Genomic DNA, 21,943 nt, shown 5'->3' on the forward strand with positions numbered 1-21,943 from the left:
AGGTTGGCTAAAATGATATCTTAGACTCAATTGTTATAAACTGATAAATGTAAGTTTACTAAAAATTAAACATTAGTGTTAGATTCGTAAGGCGAAGAATTATTATAATTAAAATACAATCAAGGATATGGTATGGCACAGAAATTGTTTTTAGACGCACTTATTGGGCGTGATGACTTTGAAGTTGAGGATCAATCCCATAGTTCACAGGGACCTCACAAAACTACATTAAGTTATGCTGACTTTGAAATACCAGGATTTTTCTTTTCTTCACTACGCAAACCGGATTTCCAGCGTGAAACTAACGAGTGGGATGCTGAAAAGGTTAAAGATCTTGTTAAAAGCTTTTTAGATGGAGATTTGGTTCCTGCTATCATTCTTTGGAAGTATGCTGATAGTTATACATTTGTAATTGATGGAGCTCATAGAATTAGCGCGATTTCTGCATGGGTTAATGATGATTATGGTGATGGAAGAATTTCTAGAAAGTTCTTTGATAATGCTATACCGGAGCAACAATTAGAAATTGCAAAGAAAGCCCGCGAAATTATAAATCGAGATATTGGTGCATATAAAGACTTTAAAGATGCTCTATATGAACCAGATATTGCAGCTGAACATGTCAAAAAAAGATTAAAGAGTTTTGGTACAAGAGCACTGCAATTACAGTGGGTAGATGGTGATTCTAAAAAAGCCGAAAGTAGTTTTTTTAAAATAAATCAATCATCTACACCAATTAGTGATACTGAGATCGCAATATTAGAAGCTAGAAGAAAGCCAGCTGGATTGTGTTCTAGAGCTATTTTGCGTGGTGGTCAAGGATATAAATACTGGAGCGTATTCGAAGCAAGTTTAGCTCATAAAATTCAAAAAGAAGCTGAAATAATCAATTCATTAATTTTCAAACCAGAGCTTTTAACACCGATTAAAACCTTAGACCTACCACTAGGTGGAAAAAACCATGCTAGTAACTCACTATCAATGGTATTCGAGCTTGTGAAGTTGTTAGGTATTAATAATACTGAAGAGGACACTACTGGAGAAGAGACTCTTAAAGCTCTAGTTAAAATTAAAAAATCTATGCAACGAATAAACGATATTCATCCATCTTCTTTAGGTCTGCATCCAGCCGTATATATTTATAGTCGATCAGGAAATTTCAGAGTCAGTTGCTTTCATGCAACAATTGTCTTCATTGAGGAGCTTTCAAATAGTAAGAAATTAAATATTTTCACTCAAAATAGAGCTGAATTTGAAAGTATCATTATTAAATCTGATATATTAATTCAACAAATAGTTCGAAAGGCGCGACAAGCTAATAAAGCTGTAGCACCTTTGGTTAAGTTTTTCCATGCTATCCTTGATAATCTTAGTAATGCGACCTCATCCGATAAAGTATTAGTTGAACTAAGTAAATCAGCAGAGTTTGCATATCTAAATTTGGACGAAATACATCAAGAAGAAACTGTTTCCCTATCATTTTCAAGGTCGACGAAAAGCGCAGCATATATTTCTGAGGCAATTAAAGCTTCTCCGAAATGTAAAATATGCGGAGGGATTCTTCATCAAAAATCTATTTCAATCGATCATAAAGTTCGTAAAGAAGATGGGGGAACTGGTTTGCTGAGCAATGCACAGCTTTCTCATCCATATTGCAACACAACTTATAAAAATTAGAATTTTATTAAAGTTGTCAAAGTGATGTAGTTTGTTACTTTTTACTTCGCAATATGTTCTTCGCTTTACAATAAAATTGCATTAGATATATAGAGTTAAAATAGTATTTTATATCGACTCTTTTTATAAAAGGTCCAAAATATTTCTTGCGTGTCAGCAATCTATTTAGAGTTTTTATAAAACGATAATCTAAAAACAACTATGGAAGAGAACCCTATGACAACCTCAAAAGTAACTTATCAAGGCGACTTGCGTACTAGCGCTATTCACTTGCAATCAAATAATGAAATCATTACTGACGCACCAGTTGATAACCAAGGTAAAGGCGAAGCATTTTCACCGACTGATTTATTGGCGACTAGCTTAGCCAGTTGTATGTTGACCATTATCGGTATTAAAGCTCGCGATATGGATATTCATATTGCAGGTACTACAGCTGAAGTAACTAAAGTGATGGCAGCTGACCCAAGACGGGTTAGTGAAATACATGTTGCGATTACTTTTAATCAAGCGTTAGATGAGAAAACGCAAAAGATATTCTATAACACCGCGCTCACGTGCCCAGTAGCTAAGAGCATCCATCCTGATATTATTCAAAAAGTGACTATTGATTCTAAGAGCTATTGATTCTAAGAATTACTAATTCCAAAAACTAGTAACCTCTATCATGGTGATTAATATGGCTACCAAAACCTTGCTTATTGTCGCTCATGCACCATCGACGAATACCAAAAAATTGGCTCACGCGGCTTATGCTGGTGCTAGTCATCCTGATTTAGATATCAATGTCATATTAAAGTTACCACAAGATACCCAGCCTGAAGATGTGCTAGCCGCAGATGTTTTGTTATTAGGTACGACTGAAAACTTAGCTTATATGGCAGGGCTGACCAAAGACTTCTTTGATCGCTGTTATTATCCGGTGTTAGAGAAAAAGCAGGGCATGCCGTTTGCCTTATATATTCGAGCAGGTCATGATGGTACGGGTACTAAGCTTGCTATCAAGACGATTACGACGGGGCTACGTTGGGAATGGATTCAAGAAGCACTTATTCTGCAAGGTGATTGGCAAGAAAGTTTTACTGAACAAGTCGAAGAGCTAGCGATGACGCTGGCAGCTGGGGTCGAGGCAGGTATCTATTAGTTTTTATAGAGATAACTATGAGTAATGACAATTTAGGTAATGCAGATGTAAATGCGAGCGCGGCGTTACCGTTTTCTCAAGCATGCGAGAATAACAAGCGTCCTATCTTAGCGATTTTACAGCAAGAGCTACAGGCTGCGCGTCATGTATTAGAGATTGGTTCAGGCACAGGTCAACATAGTGTCTATTTTGCCCCGCAACTTGCACATTTAAAATGGCAAACCAGTGACGTTAGCGCAAATCATGACATTATTAAGGCATGGCACGAGGCTTATCCTGCGCCTAATTTATATTCGCCCTTAATATTCGATTTAGCACAAAATGTATTACCGTTTAACCCTGATATCCATCAGCCTTATGATGCCGTATTCACCGCGAATACACTGCATATCATTGATTGGTCGTTGGTTAAAAACCTATTTGCTTTAACGGCACAGGCGTTACCCGCACACGGAAAGTTGATTATATATGGGCCATTTAATGTACAGGGTAAATATACCAGCGCTGGTAATCGCCGGTTTGATGCTATGTTACGCCAGCGTGATTCTGGTAGTGGGATACGTGATATAGAAGCCATTATTGAGCTGGCAGAAACGCATCAATTAACATTAAAGTTTAACCATGATATGCCTGCTAATAATCAATTATTGGTGTTTGAAAAATTGGGGTTTGAAAAGACAGTGTGATGTCTTTTACTCATGGATTATTTTTAAGTCTACCGTGTTAAAAAATACTATTTAAATGCGCTTTTTGCTTAATGATTTATTCTCATATTCTTACCTACTAATATTAATATTTTCCTTATGCCTGATAAATTTTTAGTGTTAGTCTTTCTATTTTTCTTTATCTTACTTTAGATATTCTCTGTATTATCTGTTCCGCTAACTCGTTGTTAAACTATGTAATTTTTAACTAAACATCAACAACGTTAACTTATTTTTTGCTTAAGATAAATCGTTATGCGTGAAAAAGACAGCATCTGCTTTGTATATAAGCACGTCTGTAAGCATGGTAACAAGCATCTTTTATCTATAATCAACTACAATAATAGCCAGGATGGATAATGAAAACAAATATTGATCATACCGACCCCGCCAAAACGATGAATCCGACACGTGGACATGGGGGTGAGACCCATCAGCGTGCCGATGATGACAGTAATCTGCTCACTACCCAGCAAGGGGTGGTAATATCCGACAATCAAAACTCGCTAAAGATTGGCGCACGTGGACCAACGTTGTTAGAAGATTTTGTCTTACGTGAAAAAATCAATCATTTTGATCATGAGCGTATTCCAGAGCGTATTGTCCATGCGCGAGGCAGTGCAGCGCACGGTTATTTTGAACTGACAGAATCTTTAGAAGAATTTACAACGGCGAAAATTTTAAGCGAAACCGGTAAAAAAACGCCATTATTTACTCGTTTTTCTACGGTTGCCGGTAGTAAAGGTTCAAAAGACACCCCGCGCGATGTGCGTGGTTTTGCGGTAAAAATTTATACGGAAGAGGGCAATTGGGATATCGTTGGTAACAATATGCCGATTTTCTTTATCCAAGATGCCATGAAGTTCCCAGACCTTGTACATGCGGTCAAACCTGAACCGGATCGCGGATTTCCGCAAGCTGCATCTGCTCATGATACCTTTTGGGATTTTGTCTCACTCAGCCCTGAAACCATGCACAATTTGATTTGGGTCATGAGTGATCGCGGATTACCACGTAGCCTACGCATGATGGAAGGCTTTGGTATTCACAGTTATCGCCTGATCAATAAAGATGGCAAAAGTACCTTTGTGCGTTTCCATTGGAAGCCAGTATTGGGCGTACAGTCCACCACATGGGATGAAGCAGTAAAAATATCGGGTGCTGATCCTGATTATCATCGCCGTGATTTATTCGAGTCGATTAATAATGGCGATTATCCAGAGTGGGAATTTGGCGTTCAGTTATTTACCGAAGACGAAGCCAATGAATTTCCATTTGATCATCTAGATGCCACCAAACTGATTCCAGAAGAATTGGTACCAGTAAAAATCATCGGTAAAATGGTACTCAATCGCTATCCGGATAATTTCTTTGCTGAAACAGAGCAAGTAGCATTTTGTCCATCGCATCTGCCCCCTGGTATCGATTTTAGTAATGACCCGTTATTACAAGGTCGTCTTTTTAGTTATCTAGATACTCAGCTATCGCGTTTGGGCTCACCGAATTTTGCTCAAATACCAATCAACGCGCCAAAATGCCCGTTTGCTAATAATCAGCAAGATGGTCATATGCAGATGCACGTGCCAAAAACTCGTGTGTTGTATGAACCACAAAGTCTTGATCCAACGCGTCCACGTGAGAGTGCGAAAAAAGGCTTTGCGTCTTTCGCCGAGACGCTAGATGATGGCGTTAAAGGTCGCGTGCGCGCTGAAAGTTTTGCGGATCATTATAGCCAGCCACGTATGTTCTATCGTAGCCAAACACCAATTGAGCAAGCACACATTGCCTCTGCATACGCATTTGAGCTGGGTAAAGTAGATACGGCGCATGTGCGTACGCGTATGCTTGGTCATCTGATTAATATTGATGAAGATTTGGCGAATCGGGTGGCAACAGCGCTGGGTATGCAATTACCAGAAGCGGCAGAGACTGCTGCACCGATACAAGACTTGGCGACATCTGAGGTACTACAAACGATTGGGCGTACGCCTAAGACATTAAAAGGTCGCATGGTTGGGATATTGGTTGCAGAAGGCTCAAAACATAGCGAAATTAAGAAATTTGAAGAGGCAGCAAAAGGAGAAGGCGCGAGCGTTAAAATCATTGCACCAAACAAAGAGGTTAAGTTGGATGATGATACCGTTATACAAGCTGATGAGCGCGTAGCAGGCGGTCCGTCAGTAATGTTTGATGCGGTCGTTAGTATCATTATGCCAGAGCAAGCAAAGAAGCTTGCTAAAGACAGCGCCACACTAGATTGGTTCACTGATGCTTATGTACACTGCAAAGCGATTGCCTATTGCGGTGCGACCGATGAGTTTATCCTAAGCAAATTGCCGATTGAAAAAGACAGCTTTGTCACGCCACTGGCTGATTTAGATGCCTTTATTGATAATGCGAAGTCGCGTCTGTGGGAGCGTGAGCCGAAGGTGCGTGATCTGGCTTAACCGCTTTTAAATAAATGGTTCTATTAACAATATTCCTTAAACTCAGCCATCGTGCTGAGTTTTTGTATTATAAGCGGATATGGTTAACTTATATTCTTAACTGTCATGGTTAATTTTTACTGGTCAATAAACGCCAGCGTTCATGCAAAATGTATTTGGCTAATAGTAGCGAGGTTATACTAAGTCAATGAAATCAGAGTCACTGATATTCACAGATGACCGATGAGAACAGGGCAGAATACGAGATAAGGATGGATTATGAGTTTATGTGAAATAGTACGTTTAGAAGGTTATATCCAGAGTATTTATTTGGCTGTGTATCCCGATAAATTATTGCTCCTTGATGGCTGCTGTCGCCCTGATGTGCTTATGATACTGAACTACATACAGACCACGCTACAGCGCCCTACTAGCGACTTAAAAGTGGTAATGGTGACTCATATGCATCCTGATCATGCTGGTGGTGCCCATCAATTAAGACGCGCCACTGGTTGTCAGATTGTATCGGCTGATAAACCCATACAATGGTATCACGGTATAGGTGGTCAGCTTATGCATCTAGTGGATACCGGGCTTGCGCATTATGTTGCTAAGCGTCAAGGTCGTCCGTTTAGACGACTATGGTATCCAGCTCACCTTCAAGCAGATAAGACAGTGCAAGAGAGCGATGCTATTCCTAACTTTGAGGACTGGCAAGTGTTGGAGACGCCAGGACATACCGATAGAGACTTGTCATTATTGCATTTGCCCAGTCGACAAATTTATACCGCAGATTTGATTATTAAGCTACGCCATAAATTCGTGGCGCCATTTCCGATTTATGATCCAAAAGCTTATATTCACTCTTTGCAAAAAGTGAAAAATTTACAGCCTTCTAATGTCATGATGGCACATGGGGGAGAACTCATAATTGATGAAGCGACGTTTGATACATTAATCAAGCAAGCGCCAACGCATCAACGTACAGTAAAAGATACTATTCGTCATAAACTGTTATGGAAGCCAAATAGGATAGTAAAGTAATTCAAGCAAACAGTCATACGATACTGGCTAATAAAATAGCTTTCAACATAATTTTAAATAACGTAAATGCTAAGCAAAAAAAAAGCTCAGTCAAGTGAATGACTGAGCTTTTCGAATATGGTGGGCCGACCGCGACTCGAACGCGGGACCAATTGATTAAAAGTCAACTGCTCTACCAACTGAGCTATCGGCCCTAAAGAGATAATAAAAACCGAGGTTTTTTAACTCTATAAGCTACCATCCTAAGGGATGGGTCTAACTAAACTATCTTATCATGCGATTACCTAAAAAGATAATAACGAATATAAGAAGCGATACTAAAGATGGTGGGCCGTCCGCGATTCGAACGCGGGACCAATTGATTAAAAGTCAACTGCTCTACCGACTGAGCTAACGGCCCTGAAGAGACTATAAAAAAGCAATGCTTTTTAACTCTACAAGTTGAAATCCTTAATACTAGACTTCCTTCGCGTTTAGTTATTTCTATCTCTAAACGTGAGAGCACATTATATATATAATCATGGCAATTGCAACCCTATAATTCTAAAAAAACTCTATTTTTAAGAAAAAAAGCAGGTTTTAAGAAAAAAAGTGGTTTTTTATAGTATTTCTCTAAAATATCAGCTTTCTAAACGTGGTTAATCTTTTTTAAGGAGTGTTAATTATTTATAAAAATGGATAACGGTAAGTTAATCTCTAGATAAGGCATCGACCGGATCAAGTTTAGCAGCGTTGCGTGCAGGCAGGAAACCAAAAACGACGCCTATAAGCGTTGAGCAGAGGAAAGCGGCAATGATAGAGGTAGAGGAATAAATCACTTTAAAACTCTCTCCACCCACGCGATTAATCAGCTCACCAATGCCAAAAGCAAGACTAATGCCTAAAAGACCACCTAAAATACATACCAGTACTGCTTCTATCAAAAACTGCTGCATAATATCACTCTGCCGCGCTCCGACTGCCATACGTACACCAATCTCATTGGTCCGCTCGGTAACGGAGACCAACATAATATTCATAACCCCAATGCCGCCAACAATTAAAGAGATAATAGCAATCGATGAGATAAGTAGAGTGAGTGTTGCGGTAGTAGCTTCAATGGTTTGACGGATAGAGTCTGAGTTGCGTATGCGAAAATCATCGGCTCCATGACGACTTTTAATTAAATCTGAAATGGCAGATTCAGCCGCTGCGGATGAAATGTTGTTATCGATAAGTGCCACAAAGCTGCCAATATAGGCAGTACCTTTGATACGTGACATCATGGTGGTGTAAGGCATGTATAAGGTTGGAGAATCTGCACTGCCACGACCAAAACCACCATCATTGGCTGCCAATACACCAATGACGCGTCCCGGTACACTACCGATTAAAATCACTTCGCCGATAGGGTTTGGTTTGTCGGCAAAAAACGTCCGTTTAGCATTGTCATCAATAATGATGTCTTGGGTGCGCTTTAAGATACTTTGTTCATCAAAGCCTTGACCTTGTATCAGAGTTTCTCCGGTGACGTCCAAATAGTCTTTACCCACGCCACTAATGCTCGCGGCTTCTTGAATGTTGCGGTAGCGCACATTAGTATTGCTATTGATTTGTGGACTGACGCTGATCACGTAGGGTTGGTCTGCAACCGCTTGTGCATCTTGTGGGGTAAGATTGTCATCGTTATATTGGCGTCTGGGGTCGCCGTAGGGGTAGCCATCAGAGACGGTGATGGTGTTGGTGCCCAGCGAGCTGATATTAGTCAAGATTTGCGCTTGAGAGCCTTTACCAATGCCAACAACCGAGACCACAGAGGCAATACCAATGATAATACCCAGCATGGTCAGTAAAGTGCGCATTTTATGAGCGCGCATGGCAAGCAGCGACATTTTAAAGGCTTCGAATAATCGGTCAATAAAGCTGCTAAAGGCACTTTTACGGTGCTGTTCTAAGATAGACTCAGGCTTAAGGTGCGAGTGTTGGTAATGTTCGTTTTTATAGTCAGCAATAATATAGCCGTCTTTAATTTCAATGACACGCTCAGCTTGTTCAGCAATTTTGGGGTCATGGGTGACCATGATAATTGTGTGACCTTGGGCATTTAAGTTCCGCAGTATTTGCATCACATCTTCACCAGACTTACTGTCAAGAGCGCCGGTTGGCTCATCCGCTAAGATAATGTCGCCACCGTTCATTAGTGCACGAGCGATAGAAACACGCTGCTGTTGCCCACCTGACAGTTGGTTTGGTCGATTGTTTATCTTGTCTGCGAGACCTAAATCAGTCAGTAGTTGTTCAGCACGTTCGCTGCGCGCCGAGCTATCCATACCAGCATATACCGCTGGAACCGCAACGTTATCACGGGCACTGATATCGCCCAGTAGATGATAACGCTGGAAAATAAAGCCAAAATGCTCACGGCGCAGTTTTGCTAACTCATCAGCTTCTAATTGGCTCGCAGATTGTCCAAAGATAGTGTAACTGCCAGCTGTTGCTTGATCCAAGCAGCCTAATATATTCATTAACGTAGATTTGCCCGAGCCTGATTGACCAATAATAGCAACCATTTCGCCTTGATTAATGGTTAAATTAATATCATGCAGCACCCGTATAATTTGCTCACCGGCTTTAAATTCTTTAATTAAACCCTTAACTTGCATTAAGGGAACATCGCTCATGGCATTTGAATTGGATTCTTGATTACTCATGGGTCATGCTGCCTGTATCAATCGATTTCAGTCTATATCAATGCTTATCTTTTGCTACGGGATATGTAACGAATGGTCTTCTATGCTCAGCTATTCTTTTAAGCTTGTTCTTTTAAGAGTGCTAGTTAAAAGGGTCTACCACCTCTGCCACCTTTTTTAGCGTTTGCAGGTCCTTCTTCGCTTAAAATAACTTCATCACCAACGGTTAAGCCACTTAATATTTGGGCATTTACTCGATTATTAATACCCACTTTAACGGTTTGTTCAACAACGTTACCCTCAGCTTTTAAAACGCGAACGGTAGCAGTAGTAATGTTAGTATCGCTTTCTACATTATTTTTTGCATTACTTGCAGGTGCTTTGTTATTTCTACTTTTTTTAGACTTGCTGGCAGGTTGTAGGGCAGCAGAAGGGATTAACAGAGCGTTTTTAGCTTGATTGACAATAATATAAACTTGCGCAGTCATATCAATACGAAAGCGGCGCTCAGAGTTAGGGACTTCGATATAGCCGACATAATAAATGGCAGCATCGGTGGAGCTTGTCTCACTGATACGCTCTGGCGCAGGCTCAATTGCCTTGAGCACGGCATCGTATTTTTTATCAGGATTGCCAATAATATTAAAATATACTGGCAGATTGGGCTGTACGTTAATGACGTCCGCTTCAGAGATTTGCGCATTAATGCGCACCGTGGACAAGTCGGCTAAAGTAACAATGGTTGGTGCGGTTTGATTGGCATTAACCGTGGTGCCTTGTTCGGCAGTGATAGACACGACAGTACCAGCTATGGGCGCACGAATAGTGGTATAACTGAGGTCTTCTTGCGCGGTACTGACGTTGGTTTGTGATTTGCGTAACGCTGCTTGCTGACTGTTAATGTTGGCTTTGGCAGTGGTAATAGTCGCTTTGGCGGTATCAATAGCAGCGCGTGCATTGGCAACTGCAGCTTTAGCAGTATCTACTCGGGTTGCTTGAGTGTCATACTCTTGTTGAGAGATGGCATCAATAGCAACTAAAGATTGCAGACGACTGAAGTCATTTTGCGTTTGTTTTAGCTCAGACTGACGGCTGGCAAGGTCTGTATAAGCACTTTTTAAGCTAGCCTCCCGGCTTAATGCTTCTGCCTCTGCACTTTGAATAGCGGCTATGCTTTGATCAAGGCTGGCTTGTTGGTTGGTTAAGTTATTTTTTTGGGTAACTTGATCAATCTGAGCAATCAGATCGCCTTTTTGTACCTCGTCACCAACTTCCACAAATAGTTTCTTAACCTCGCCTGATACTTGCGCGCCAACATCAACGGTATTTAAGGCTTTAACTTTACCGGATGCCATGACGTTATTTTCAATATCACCAATCTCAGCGGTCGCGGTAATATAATTCGGCGACTCTGCTTTTGGTTTTAAAAATTTATAAGCTAGAGCAATAAATATAATAGCAATGAGCGCAATGACCGCCCACCTTACCGCCTTTTTCTTGCTAATCTTGCGCATAACCACTATCCCATACCAATTCAAACAAGTATGGCTATAGTAAAGGCTTCAAGGCGAAAAGGGAATGAGGGTTAGTTTGCGAAAGGTTAAGACAAGAGAGACTCAGGTATCAGACTATCTACAAATAAAGCTGAGAGAGTCCATGAAATAGGAAAATCAGAGGAGTGATGGGAAGGACAAGATATAGCAAATTAAAGTGTAAATAATCGTTTTCCCGACACTTCTAGGGCAGCTTGTAATAATAACTCCCAAGCGGGCTGACGAACAATACCTTTAATCGCCTGATCACAGCGGTAAATGAGATCCGCCCAGACTACAGTTTGGGCAGGAGATAGGCGTCGACATGCTTGTTGGTATGATCCTTGTTTGCTGCGCCAAATGCCAAGTGTTTGTGGATCTTGACCATCAAGTAGTGCCAAAATATGACGCATGTCTTTGCTAATCGCCCACAGTACTAAAGTTGTGGGTTCATCACTGGCTTGTAATTGCAAAATGATTTTTGCCACCTGTGTACTATGACCAGCAAGCATGGCATCGGACAAGTCAAATACACTAAATTGAGCATCGCTAACCAATGCCGCTTGTAAATCGGTAAGATCTAATGCCACGTTTGAAGGTATTTTGCTTGGTTTGGCATCAAGGCGTCTTGAATTTTCTGCTAACTCTGGTGCAAATAAGTAGGACAGTCGCCACAAAGTTTGATAGGCGCTAAGCAGGTGATGCTCCGTATGCGACATCAAAAGCTGCCATGCGTCTTGTGATAAGGTTAAGCCAAACTGTTGTGCCTGTACTTGTAACAACTGTTGGCGCTGACGTTCATCATATAAATTGCAATCAATCACATGACCGTATTGTGCAAACGGAGTAAACCATTTGCCCGTTTGGGCGCGGCGATCCAGCTTTGAGGTTAGCCACAACAAGCTATTACTGTGAGTGCCGGCTTGTGCCTCAATCGCGAATCGCTCTAATTCAGAAGTAACGGCTTTATCAGGTTTATGGTTGCCGGTAACAATCAGCGCACTGGCATCATCAAACAGCGATAAGCTGCCAAGCTCGGCAAGCACTTCTTGCCAGCTCTTAACTGATACCAGCTCAATACGCTTGATTGCATAATTTTGCGTGTGCCAATGCGGTCGCAAGGCATCAATCAGCCATTGACTCAGCAATGGCTCATCTCCATGCGCGATCCACAGTCCAGCGACTGCAACCGAGGGTTGCAGCAGTTTGGGGTACGCTTGTATAAAGGTTTGTTGCATAACAGAGGGTCTATCAAAAGGTACAATAGAAGAATGCTACTATAAAAAGACCAGCAACAAAAACAGTGTTTAAAAACTATGTTAACACTACACTAATGGCTAGGCACGATAACAGCCGCTTCATCTCTTGTTGTCACTCCATTTTTCAGAAGTGGTGCTGTGCTTTTAGCGGTAGCCGCTGTCTTTTTAGGTAAGTTAATCGCTACATATTGATCAGCAATCCGCCGTGCTAAACTTTCGTACAACCAATCACGGATTTGCGTGCCCTGCTGATCATCAGTACTGACTGACGCTTCATTGTATTGGTAACTGCGCTCGACCTGGATAGGATTGGTCAAGGTAACAGGTTTACCGTCTTGCAGGGTTTTATAAGTGACATCCGCAGATATTACCAACCTGATTTCAGTCAAGACGCCGACCAGCTCATAACGTTTAAAGCGTATGTTATCCACATTGATAATCGCTATTTGCTCAGCGCTAGTAGCTGAGCCTCTAATAGCGCTACTATCAACTACATCCACACCTAAAGATTTCAAGCGTTGAGTTAGAGGAAGCTTTAAAGGAAATGAGGTACGATTATCATCAATGATAATGGCAGTTTTTGCCATCTCAAAACGCAGCGGTGCATCATAACCACGCAGATGAAAGCCACAGCCTGCTAGCAAACTTGTCGTACCCATCACCGTCAGCAATGGCAAGGTCGCTAACAACAGACGAGCGACGGTATTAGCACGCATTCTTTTAAAGTGCCTATGCTTTAAAGCTGATTGATGTGGGCACGACATAATCGCTATCCTTATCTTAAGTAAAAAGGCTAAATGCGTTTAATTGGCTACTACGATATTAACCAATTTATTAGGCACGACGATTTCTTTTTTGATCTCGCCAGTAATATGTTTCGCGACACTATCAATAGTACGTGCTTGCGCCTTTAATTGCTCGGGATCGCTATTAGGGGCAACATCCATCTTACCGCGTACTTTACCATTAACCTGAATCACCATGGTGACCATATCTTGTACCAAAGCGCTAGTATCGACCGCAGGGTAGGTCAGTGTTTGCGTATCCAGACCCAACTGCTCAAGTAAATGCTCACCCACGTGCGGGGCATATACTGACAGCATAATTAGTAAATCAATTAATGCTTCATGCTGAACTTGTAAGTCCTGCGCGCTGCTGGCATTAAAGCTGGCAAGCTCATTGGACAATTCCATCAAGCTTGAAACCGGCGTATTTAATGCCAATCGCTCACCAAGGTCATTATCAAATTTCGCAATGGTTTCATGTGTTTTACGGCGCAACGCTTTGGCGGCTTTGGTTAAACCTTCAGTGTTTAAAGGGGTATTATTAAGCGTCTCAAGATTTAAGTCAGCATCGCTCAATGCTTGAAGATGCACAGTAGCAATGCGCCATACTTTTTTAACAAAGTTATAAGGACCTTTTAGCGCATCGTCTGACCATTCAAGCGTTTGGTCAGCAGGGGCAGTAAATAACGTATACAGACGCACGGTGTCGGCACCATATTGATCGATGGTAGTTTGTGGGTCAATACCATTATTTTTTGACTTCGACATTTTTTCGATTTTGCCAATAGTGACTGGTAGACCATCGGCTTTTAATATCGCTTTAATCGGCTGACCACGCTCATTAAAATCAATATCCACATCTTGAGTGAAATAATAAGTAGTGCTGCCATCGCTGTTCACACGGTAAAAAGTACCGGCAAGTACCATGCCTTGAGTCATCAAATTGGCAAAGGGCTCATCGCCAGAAACAAGGTTTTCATCACGCATCAGCTTGTGGAAGAAGCGGGCATAAAGCAGATGCATCACCGCATGTTCTACGCCGCCGATATATTGGTCAACCGGCAGCCATTTATTTGCCGCAGGCTTATTAACCATATTGGTATCATCATGCGGACTAGCAAAACGTGCGTAATACCAGCTTGACTCAACAAAGGTATCGAAGGTATCAGTTTCACGCTCAGCAGGATTACCACATTTTGGACAAGTGGTATTTACGAATTCTGGGATATTTTTAAGCGGATTGCCGCGACCATCAGGAACGACGTCAGTGGGCAAAATAACCGGCAAATCTTGCTCTTCGACTGGAACGGTGCCGCAGTGCTCACAGTTCACCATAGGAATAGGGCAACCCCAATAACGCTGGCGCGACACGCCCCAATCGCGCAGACGATATTGAATCTTTTTATTGGCAAGTTCTGTCGGGGCAAGCTTGGCTAGCATCGCCTCAAACGCTTGATCAAAATCCATACCATCAAATTCGCCTGAATTTACCAAAGTATTACGCTCGGTATAAGCACGATTACTTTCAATATTATCAGCAGCGGCATCCGCATCTAGCTCATCAAAGTAGCCTTCAGGGATATTGATAACTTGTTTGATTGGCAATTTGTATTTGGTAGCAAATTCATAATCGCGTTCATCATGTGCTGGAACTGCCATGACTGCACCCGAACCGTAGCTCATTAACACATAGTTAGCGACCCAAACTGGCACTTGCTTGCCGGTTAATGGGTGGGTGACGGTAAGCCCCGTATCCATACCAATTTTATCGGCTTTTGCCAAATCTGCTTCAGCCACCGAGCCTTTTTTACATAAAGCGCAGAAAGCCGCAATTTTTTCATTGTGTTCAGAGGCGTATTGCGCCAATGGATGCTCAGCAGCAACCGCCACATAAGTAACACCCATTAAGGTGTCCGGACGGGTAGTGAACACATCTAAGGTATTGTCTTGACCCTCTAACGTATAGGGAAAATGTACTTCCATACCAGAACTGCGCCCAATCCAATTGCGCTGCATGGTGAGCACTTCAGATGGCCAATGACCTTCTAGTTGATCCAAATCATCGAGTAGCTCATCGGCATAATCGGTGATTTTAAAGTAATACATAGGGATGTCACGTTTTTCAACTGCTGCGCCACTACGCCAGCCTTTACCGTCAATAACTTGCTCATTTGCGAGTACGGTATTGTCAACAGGATCCCAGTTGACGGTAGACAGCTTTTTATACACCATGCCTTTTTTGTACAACTGCAAGAATAACCACTGTTCCCACTTATAATACTCAGGGCTACAGGTGGCAAATTCACGTGACCAATCTACAGACAAGCCCAGCAGTTTAAGCTGCGCGCGCATGTTATCAATATTATCAAACGTCCACTTGGCAGGCGGTGTTTGATTGGCGATTGCTGCATTTTCTGCTGGCAAGCCAAATGCATCCCAGCCCATTGGCTGCATGACTTCAAAGCCTTTTAAACGATAATAGCGGCTGAGCACGTCAGATATCGTATAGTTGCGCACGTGCCCCATATGCAGCTTGCCACTTGGGTACGGAAACATAGATAGCATATAGCGGCTTGGCTTATCACTTGGCTCATTACTGACTTCATAGCGCTTATCAGTCGCCCATTTTTGCTGCTGCTGCGCTTCGATTAGTTGTGGCTGATAGGTATTAATAGGTGTTTCAGTAGGACCGCTTGCTTGATTATTGGTTTGGTCGGTTTGCAAGTTGCTCATTGTCGGCTCGAATTAGTTAACACAAATAAAAAGGGGTGAATTTTTACAATGCCATAGCATAGCGTAATTTGGCAAAAATTGCGACGATATGATAGGTCAATTGTATAAAGGGTTTGCGGTATTTTTAATGACTAAAATGGTAGACTGGGTCTAAATAATTGATACATGATATGCAAACGCTAAACACGTTAATCGCATACCAATTGGAGCAAAAATGACCATTACCATTTACGGCATTAAATCTTGTGACACTATGAAAAAAGCCATAACCTTACTTGATACGCTGGACGTTCCTTATAAGTTTCACGATTATAAAAAACAAGGTATTGATAAAGACAGTGTTCAGCTCTGGGTAGATGAGCTTGGTATTGAGAAAGTGCTCAATAAACGCGGCACCACTTGGCGCAAGCTGACAGAGGAGCAAAAGCAAGCGGCTGATGCAAATATCGATAGCGCGATTGGTTTGCTGGTCGCCAATAATAGTATGATTAAACGCCCGATAGTAGAGGGTAGTTATAAGAGTAAAGCGGTATTATTATGCGGTTTTGATAAAGCGAAATATACCGAAATGTTCGCGTAACTGGTGAACGTTCAGCTCTAAAACATTGAACTCTAAAAATCGAACCCTCGTTAAAAACGACAATGATAGTTAAAAATTATATTAAGTCGCCTTTTAACTCAGGTTTCACAGTGCTTATCCGCTTAAACCTCTAGCTGAGTGCCGCATCCAAATCACGGCTAATTAATGTGCCTACGCCTTCATTGGTGAAAATCTCTAACAGAGTGGCATGTGGCACGCGACCATCAACGATGACCGCACTTTTCACGCCACTACGAACGGCATCCAGAGCACATTGAATCTTTGGAATCATGCCGCCTGAGATGGTTCCATCGGCAATTAAGCCATCTACTGTTTTAGGCGTTAGACCGGTGACAACGTTGCCATCACGACCCAAGACACCTTTGATATTAGTCAATAGCATCAGCTTTTCTGCTTGCAAAAATTCGGCAACTTTACCGGCTACCAAATCAGCATTAATATTATAAGTATTACCTTCGCTATCCACGCCAAGGGGTGCAATCACTGGAATAAAATCGGCGGCGATAAGCATGGTAATGACATCTTTATTTACACTTACCACATCGCCAACAAAGCCTAAATCAACAGGAACCGCAATTCCATCGTCACCGATTCGTTCCATCAGTAACTTTTTGGCAAGGATAAGATTGGCATCTTTACCCGTAAGACCGATGGCGCGCCCGCCATGTTTGTTAATAAGGCTGACGATAGATTTATTGACGCTGCCGCCAAGTACCATCTCGACCACATCCATGGTGCTCTTATCTGTCACGCGCATACCATCGATACGTTGAGATTGGCGACCCAACTCTTTTAACAAACCATCGACTTGTGGACCGCCGCCATGCACCACGACAGGATGCAAACCTACTGTTTTTAGCAAGACGATATCACGAGCAAAGGAGCTTTCAAGCTCAGGATCGGTCATGGCATTGCCACCATATTTAACCACAATCAGTTTGCCTGAAAAGCGCTGAATATAAGGTAGTGCCGTGGTTAAGACTTCAGCGGTGATTTTAGCATCACCCAAATTAAGCGACATGATAGGTTCCTAAAATAGTTTAAATGTTTAAAAATTAAAGACAGTGATTAATGACTACGATAGCGTGATTTGATTTATCAATACGGTATGAAAGCCACAGATTATTTGTAATCACTGTCACAGTTAACAAGGCTTATTCGGGATAAATCGTGGCGATTTGTTCCGCTAGTGTATTGTAAAATGGGCGACATAATGCTACAAATCGTGCCTGTATTTCTTTTAAATCAGCGCGACTGTCTCCTGCAAAACGCACTGTTAAACTATGGCTGGTATTGGATTTGCGCAATACCCCAAAGCCATGTTCAAAGTCGAGCCGCAGCCCATCGATACAAGATAGTCGTGTGCCTATTGGTAACAACTCATGTGCCTGTGCAAGCGTTGTATGTCCTACGCTATGCACACAACGACACGATGTTGGCTGTAGATCTGCAGTGATCACTTTATTTGACGATATAATGGGCGTTGGTATTTTTGAAAGACTATCTGTTTGTACCAACTGCTGCAAATGATGACAGAAATCTATCAGGTGCTCAATGATAGAACAGCGACTTTCTACTGGTTGAGAAAGAGGTAAATAATGATCGGCAGTACTGACCATTAATGGTAAGTGTTGGGTAATATCAGTCAGCTGAAACGGAGCGGTTAAAGATTTCGGCTCTCCCCAAACGCCTGAAGTCATTGGCAGATGTTGTCTACTCTGCGTATGAATTACATTATTAGCTACTGTATTATCACCTACTTCATAGTCAGTACTAATGTTTGCATCAAATACAGGTTGGTTCGTCATTTGTATTTGGTTAATAGTTGCAGTATAGGTCAGCCAATGTAACAACCGTAAGCCACTATACATGGCATCATCATAGGCCATAAAATAGCCATCATTAAAGATAAAATGCCCCGATAACTCGCCTGCAAATATTGCCTGACGCTCGCCTGCAAGTTGCCGCCGCAACAAACTACTTCCGGTTCTAGTCATCACTGGCACAGCGCCAAGTGCGGTCAATAGCTTTGGCAGATGATGAGAACACTTAACGTCAAATAAAACCTGCGGTTCCATATTTTCAATGTAGGATTCTTTGCTAGATTTATCGTTTACATTGGTTGTAGTCGCCTTTTCCCGTTCTGTGATTGCCACTTGTGCTAACAAATAAAGCAGATGATCGGGCGCAACCACTTTACCCCGATTATCAACAATCATGAGCCGATCGCCATCACCATCAAATGCTAAGCCCATATCTGCTTCATGCACCATAACGGTTTGCTGTAGCTCAGCTAAGCGATTAGGCTCAGTTGGGTCAGGATTGCCGGTTGGGAAATTGCCGTCAGGGCTATCATTGAGCAAAATAACCCTGTGGCAAAAACGTTCAAATAACGCTTGAGCAACATTACTGGTTGCACCATGCATACAGTCAATCACCAGAGTAATATCTAACTTAACCAAATGCTGATTATTGTTAGGCTGGTGAATATGTGTCAATACTTTGCTTATTGCCTCTATGTATATATTAGCAACGGTCTCAATAGGTAGGTAAATGAGTCGATTAGTAACATGGCTAGCTGTTTTTTTATGGGAGTTTAATGACAAGTTTTGATACAGAGCTTTAATATCTTTATGGCTAGGCGAGGTAGTGTTCACCAACCATTTAACCCCTAAAGTGTCTTTCTGTGAATGGCTGGCAGTCACCATAATGCCATGACCATCATAGCGCTCTGCCCAAAATGCCATCATGGGGGTCGTCACTAACCCTAAATAAACCACTGTTAGTCCATGATGATGCAAGATATCAGCTAAAGTATGAGCAATGTTATCGCTGTCATAACGTGCATCATAACCAATTACGACTGTATTAGGCTGAGCTAAATGATTCCCCGCTCGATTGTTAACCATTTGGGTTTGAGCAACATGATTCTTAGTAATATGTTTAGTAGAGCATGACTTTTGGCAGGGTGCCGCAAGATATAGCTGCGCGAAAGCATTCCCTAATGCTCGTATAAAATCTGAGGTAAAGAGCTGGCGCGCGCCACGAATATCATAGGCACGAAATAGCACATGCTGGTCGGTAAACGCGCTCATCAAAGCAGCTTCCTTGCTATCGTTACTGTTAATAGCGTCATCCGTAATTAAGGTGTCAACGAACGGGAGCGTACCCAACGCCGCAGACATGCTACTGACGACCTGAATGCCCAAAGCCACCTGCACCGCGTGCGCTTTTATCACTGAACTCGCTCACGACTTCAAATTCAGGACGGGCGATCGGTACCACAATATACTGTGCCATACGTTCGGCAGGATTGAGTATAAAATCCTCATTACTACGGTTCCAAATACTGACCATTAGCTCACCTTGGTAATCAGCATCAATGAGCCCGACCAAATTACCCAGTACAATGCCATGCTTATGCCCTAGACCCGAGCGCGGCAGAATCATACCGGCATAATCAGGGTCAGAGATATAGACGGCTAATCCGGTCTTTATTAAATGGGTTGTACCGGCCTTAATAAGCAAAGGCTCGTCAATACAAGCACGCAAATCGATACCAGCCGAACCGTCCGTGGCACGGGTAGGTAACGAAAACGCTGCATCTTGAGTAATTTTAGGATTTAATACTTTAACTTGTACCACTTGCATAACACACTCACTTGATAACGAGGCTGACTTAGTCATCAGCCATTTATAAATTCAAATAATTTACCATGACCACAACGCTTAATAGCGGTCGTCCTTTACTTCAATGTTAATAATATTTCATCTAAAGGTTTTATTAAATTACAACCTTACAATATTTAAAAATTAAAACTATGACAGTCATTTCTAAAGCAGCAATTTTAAAGTAATAAAATGCTTGCTAAGCCCAAAAATGACATAAAACCAACAATATCAGTCACTGTAGTTAAAATCACTGAGGCGGATAGCGCGGGATCAATATTCATACGTTTTAGCATCAACGGTATACTGATACCGGACACATTGGCTGCGGTCATATTAATAGCAATGGCGCAGCCGATAACCGCACTAATCTTACTATCATGAAACCACATTTGTGCAATAATTGCCATAATAATCGCCCAAATAATTCCGTTTATAGCACCAACCCATAACTCTTTGTTAAACAACCACCAGCGATTAGAGCCGCCAATTTGACCCATTGCCATACCACGGATAACCACAGTAAGTGTCTGTGACCCTGCAATACCTCCCATACTGGCAACCACCGGCATTAATATTGCTAGCGCTACAACTTTTGCCAGCACTGCTTCAAACTGACCGATAACGATAGCTGCAAGCAGCGCGGTACACAAATTAATGCCAAGCCAAATACTACGGCTCTTTGCGCTGGTTAAAATGGGTGCAAACAGCTCCTCATCTTGACTAACACCCGCTAGATTTCTCATCGTACTATCGACATCATCTTGGATAATCTCCATGATATCTTCGCCATTTAATTGACCAACCAGCTCGCCGTGACTGTTAATAACAGGGGCAAAACGAATATCTTCTGAGCGAAAAATTGCGGCAGCATCTTGAATATCTAGGCGATCGTTAATCGTAATTGCATTATCAATATAGCTCGATACCAGTGCGTTTTGCTCATGTTTAATTAAATCTACTAAACTTAATAAACCGAGCAGATGTTGACTTTTATCTACCACGAGCAGCTCTTGGCTTTGGTCATCAAGCAAGTCAATATTACCGCGTAGCCACGTTTGTACTTGTCCTAGAGTGATATCATCATGGACTTGGATAATATCAGGGTCCATATAGCTGCCCACTTCCCAGTCCATATAGGTATCAAGCTTATTAACCTGTAGCCGAATGTCTTCATCGAGCGTTGCCATCACTGACGTACGCACCGTTTCAGTAACGGTATCTAAAATCTCGAAAACATCCTGCGCATCAAGGTCTTGGGTCAGTACTGATATCTCTGTTGAGGAGATATTCTCCATCAATGGCTGGCGGGTATCGACTTCTAATTCTGCTAGGACGCGACCTTTAATTGGTTCGGCAACGTGCGCCCAAATCAATAACCTGTCTTGAGTTGGAAATGACTCAAGCAAATTAGCAATCTCATATTCAGATTGCTTGGCTAAAAATTCGGTAATGGCATTGTATGACCCATCTGCCACCAAACCCTGCAAATATAGAAGCTTATACTCAGCCGTATATTCTTGTGGGTTATAGTCTCCAAGCTTAAACGAGCGTTCAGAATTAGGCGTTGAGACGGGCATAGGCATTCCAAAGTGTTAAATAAAATTATAAGAAAGGGCAAGGAGGAACGACTACTGGTTTACAGCATTTGGCTCACAGTATTTGGGTCACAACGTTTAATTGACCGTATTATTTAGCAA

General features: G+C 42.0%; 16 protein-coding genes and 2 tRNA genes. 7 read left to right on the forward strand and 11 right to left on the reverse strand.

Going from position 1 to position 21,943, the window contains the following annotated elements:
* Positions 1-132: 132 nt before the first annotated feature.
* The 6 genes from H2245_RS10460 (at position 133) to H2245_RS10485 (ending at position 6,995) form a co-directional block, all read left to right on the forward strand.
* A complete protein-coding gene (locus tag H2245_RS10460; RefSeq protein ID WP_182407336.1) occupies positions 133-1,677 on the forward strand; it encodes a DUF262 domain-containing protein in 1,545 nt (514 codons plus the stop codon).
* Between the two features lie 216 nt (positions 1,678-1,893).
* Entirely contained in the window at positions 1,894-2,304 is a 411-nt protein-coding gene (locus H2245_RS10465; protein ID WP_182407337.1) for an OsmC family protein, read from the forward strand.
* Positions 2,305-2,356: 52 nt separating this feature from the next.
* Positions 2,357-2,821, forward strand: a complete 465-nt coding sequence (locus H2245_RS10470) for a flavodoxin family protein (RefSeq protein ID WP_182407338.1) — start codon at positions 2,357-2,359, stop codon at positions 2,819-2,821.
* A gap of 17 nt (positions 2,822-2,838) precedes the next feature.
* Positions 2,839-3,507, forward strand: coding sequence for a DUF938 domain-containing protein (locus tag H2245_RS10475; protein WP_182407339.1), 669 nt, complete (start codon positions 2,839-2,841; stop codon positions 3,505-3,507).
* Between the two features lie 377 nt (positions 3,508-3,884).
* The gene (locus tag H2245_RS10480; RefSeq protein WP_182407340.1) at positions 3,885-5,972 is read left to right on the forward strand and encodes a catalase; all 2,088 of its coding nucleotides are present in this window, start codon (positions 3,885-3,887) and stop codon (positions 5,970-5,972) included.
* Between the two features lie 258 nt (positions 5,973-6,230).
* On the forward strand, positions 6,231-6,995 hold the full coding sequence (locus H2245_RS10485; protein ID WP_182407341.1) for an MBL fold metallo-hydrolase: 765 nt from the start codon (positions 6,231-6,233) through the stop codon (positions 6,993-6,995).
* Between the two features lie 118 nt (positions 6,996-7,113).
* Here H2245_RS10485 and H2245_RS10490 read toward each other — a convergent pair.
* The 7 genes from H2245_RS10490 to leuS all read right to left on the reverse strand — a co-directional run bounded on the left by H2245_RS10490 (position 7,114) and on the right by leuS (position 15,973).
* A tRNA-Lys gene (locus tag H2245_RS10490) sits at positions 7,114-7,189 on the reverse strand.
* Positions 7,190-7,319: 130 nt separating this feature from the next.
* A tRNA-Lys gene (locus tag H2245_RS10495) sits at positions 7,320-7,395 on the reverse strand.
* Positions 7,396-7,684: 289 nt separating this feature from the next.
* Positions 7,685-9,685, reverse strand: coding sequence for a MacB family efflux pump subunit (locus H2245_RS10500; protein WP_182407342.1), 2,001 nt, complete (start codon positions 9,683-9,685; stop codon positions 7,685-7,687).
* Positions 9,686-9,810: 125 nt separating this feature from the next.
* Positions 9,811-11,178, reverse strand: a complete 1,368-nt coding sequence (locus tag H2245_RS10505) for an efflux RND transporter periplasmic adaptor subunit (RefSeq protein WP_182407343.1) — start codon at positions 11,176-11,178, stop codon at positions 9,811-9,813.
* Positions 11,179-11,369: 191 nt separating this feature from the next.
* A complete protein-coding gene (gene holA / locus H2245_RS10510) occupies positions 11,370-12,434 on the reverse strand; it encodes a DNA polymerase III subunit delta (protein WP_182407344.1) in 1,065 nt (354 codons plus the stop codon).
* Positions 12,435-12,526: 92 nt separating this feature from the next.
* On the reverse strand, positions 12,527-13,171 hold the full coding sequence (lptE, locus tag H2245_RS10515; RefSeq protein WP_182407345.1) for an LPS assembly lipoprotein LptE: 645 nt from the start codon (positions 13,169-13,171) through the stop codon (positions 12,527-12,529).
* Between the two features lie 87 nt (positions 13,172-13,258).
* Positions 13,259-15,973, reverse strand: a complete 2,715-nt coding sequence (leuS, locus tag H2245_RS10520; RefSeq protein WP_182407346.1) for a leucine--tRNA ligase — start codon at positions 15,971-15,973, stop codon at positions 13,259-13,261.
* Positions 15,974-16,187: 214 nt separating this feature from the next.
* Here leuS and H2245_RS10525 point away from each other — a divergent pair, with 214 nt between their 5' ends.
* Positions 16,188-16,553: a Spx/MgsR family RNA polymerase-binding regulatory protein gene (locus H2245_RS10525; RefSeq protein WP_182407347.1), complete on the forward strand. Its 366-nt coding sequence runs from the start codon at positions 16,188-16,190 to the stop codon at positions 16,551-16,553.
* A gap of 130 nt (positions 16,554-16,683) precedes the next feature.
* Here H2245_RS10525 and argB read toward each other — a convergent pair whose 3' ends face one another.
* From argB to mgtE, 4 genes are all read right to left on the reverse strand, one after another.
* On the reverse strand, positions 16,684-17,595 hold the full coding sequence (gene argB, locus H2245_RS10530) for an acetylglutamate kinase (RefSeq protein ID WP_182407348.1): 912 nt from the start codon (positions 17,593-17,595) through the stop codon (positions 16,684-16,686).
* A 133-nt stretch (positions 17,596-17,728) separates the two neighbouring features.
* Positions 17,729-19,813 carry a phosphomannomutase gene (locus H2245_RS12150; RefSeq protein ID WP_310734137.1) on the reverse strand — a complete coding sequence of 695 codons (2,085 nt, stop codon included), beginning with the start codon at positions 19,811-19,813 and terminating at the stop codon, positions 17,729-17,731.
* A complete protein-coding gene (gene dut / locus H2245_RS10540) occupies positions 19,761-20,225 on the reverse strand; it encodes a dUTP diphosphatase (protein ID WP_182407349.1) in 465 nt (154 codons plus the stop codon). Before dut ends, H2245_RS12150 begins: the two co-directional genes overlap by 53 nt.
* 197 nt (positions 20,226-20,422) lie before the next feature.
* Positions 20,423-21,823, reverse strand: a complete 1,401-nt coding sequence (mgtE, locus tag H2245_RS10545; RefSeq protein ID WP_182407350.1) for a magnesium transporter — start codon at positions 21,821-21,823, stop codon at positions 20,423-20,425.
* Positions 21,824-21,943 lie beyond the last annotated feature (120 nt).

This window comes from Psychrobacter sp. GP33, from assembly GCF_014119005.1.
Taxonomy (GTDB): Bacteria; Pseudomonadota; Gammaproteobacteria; order Pseudomonadales; family Moraxellaceae; genus Psychrobacter.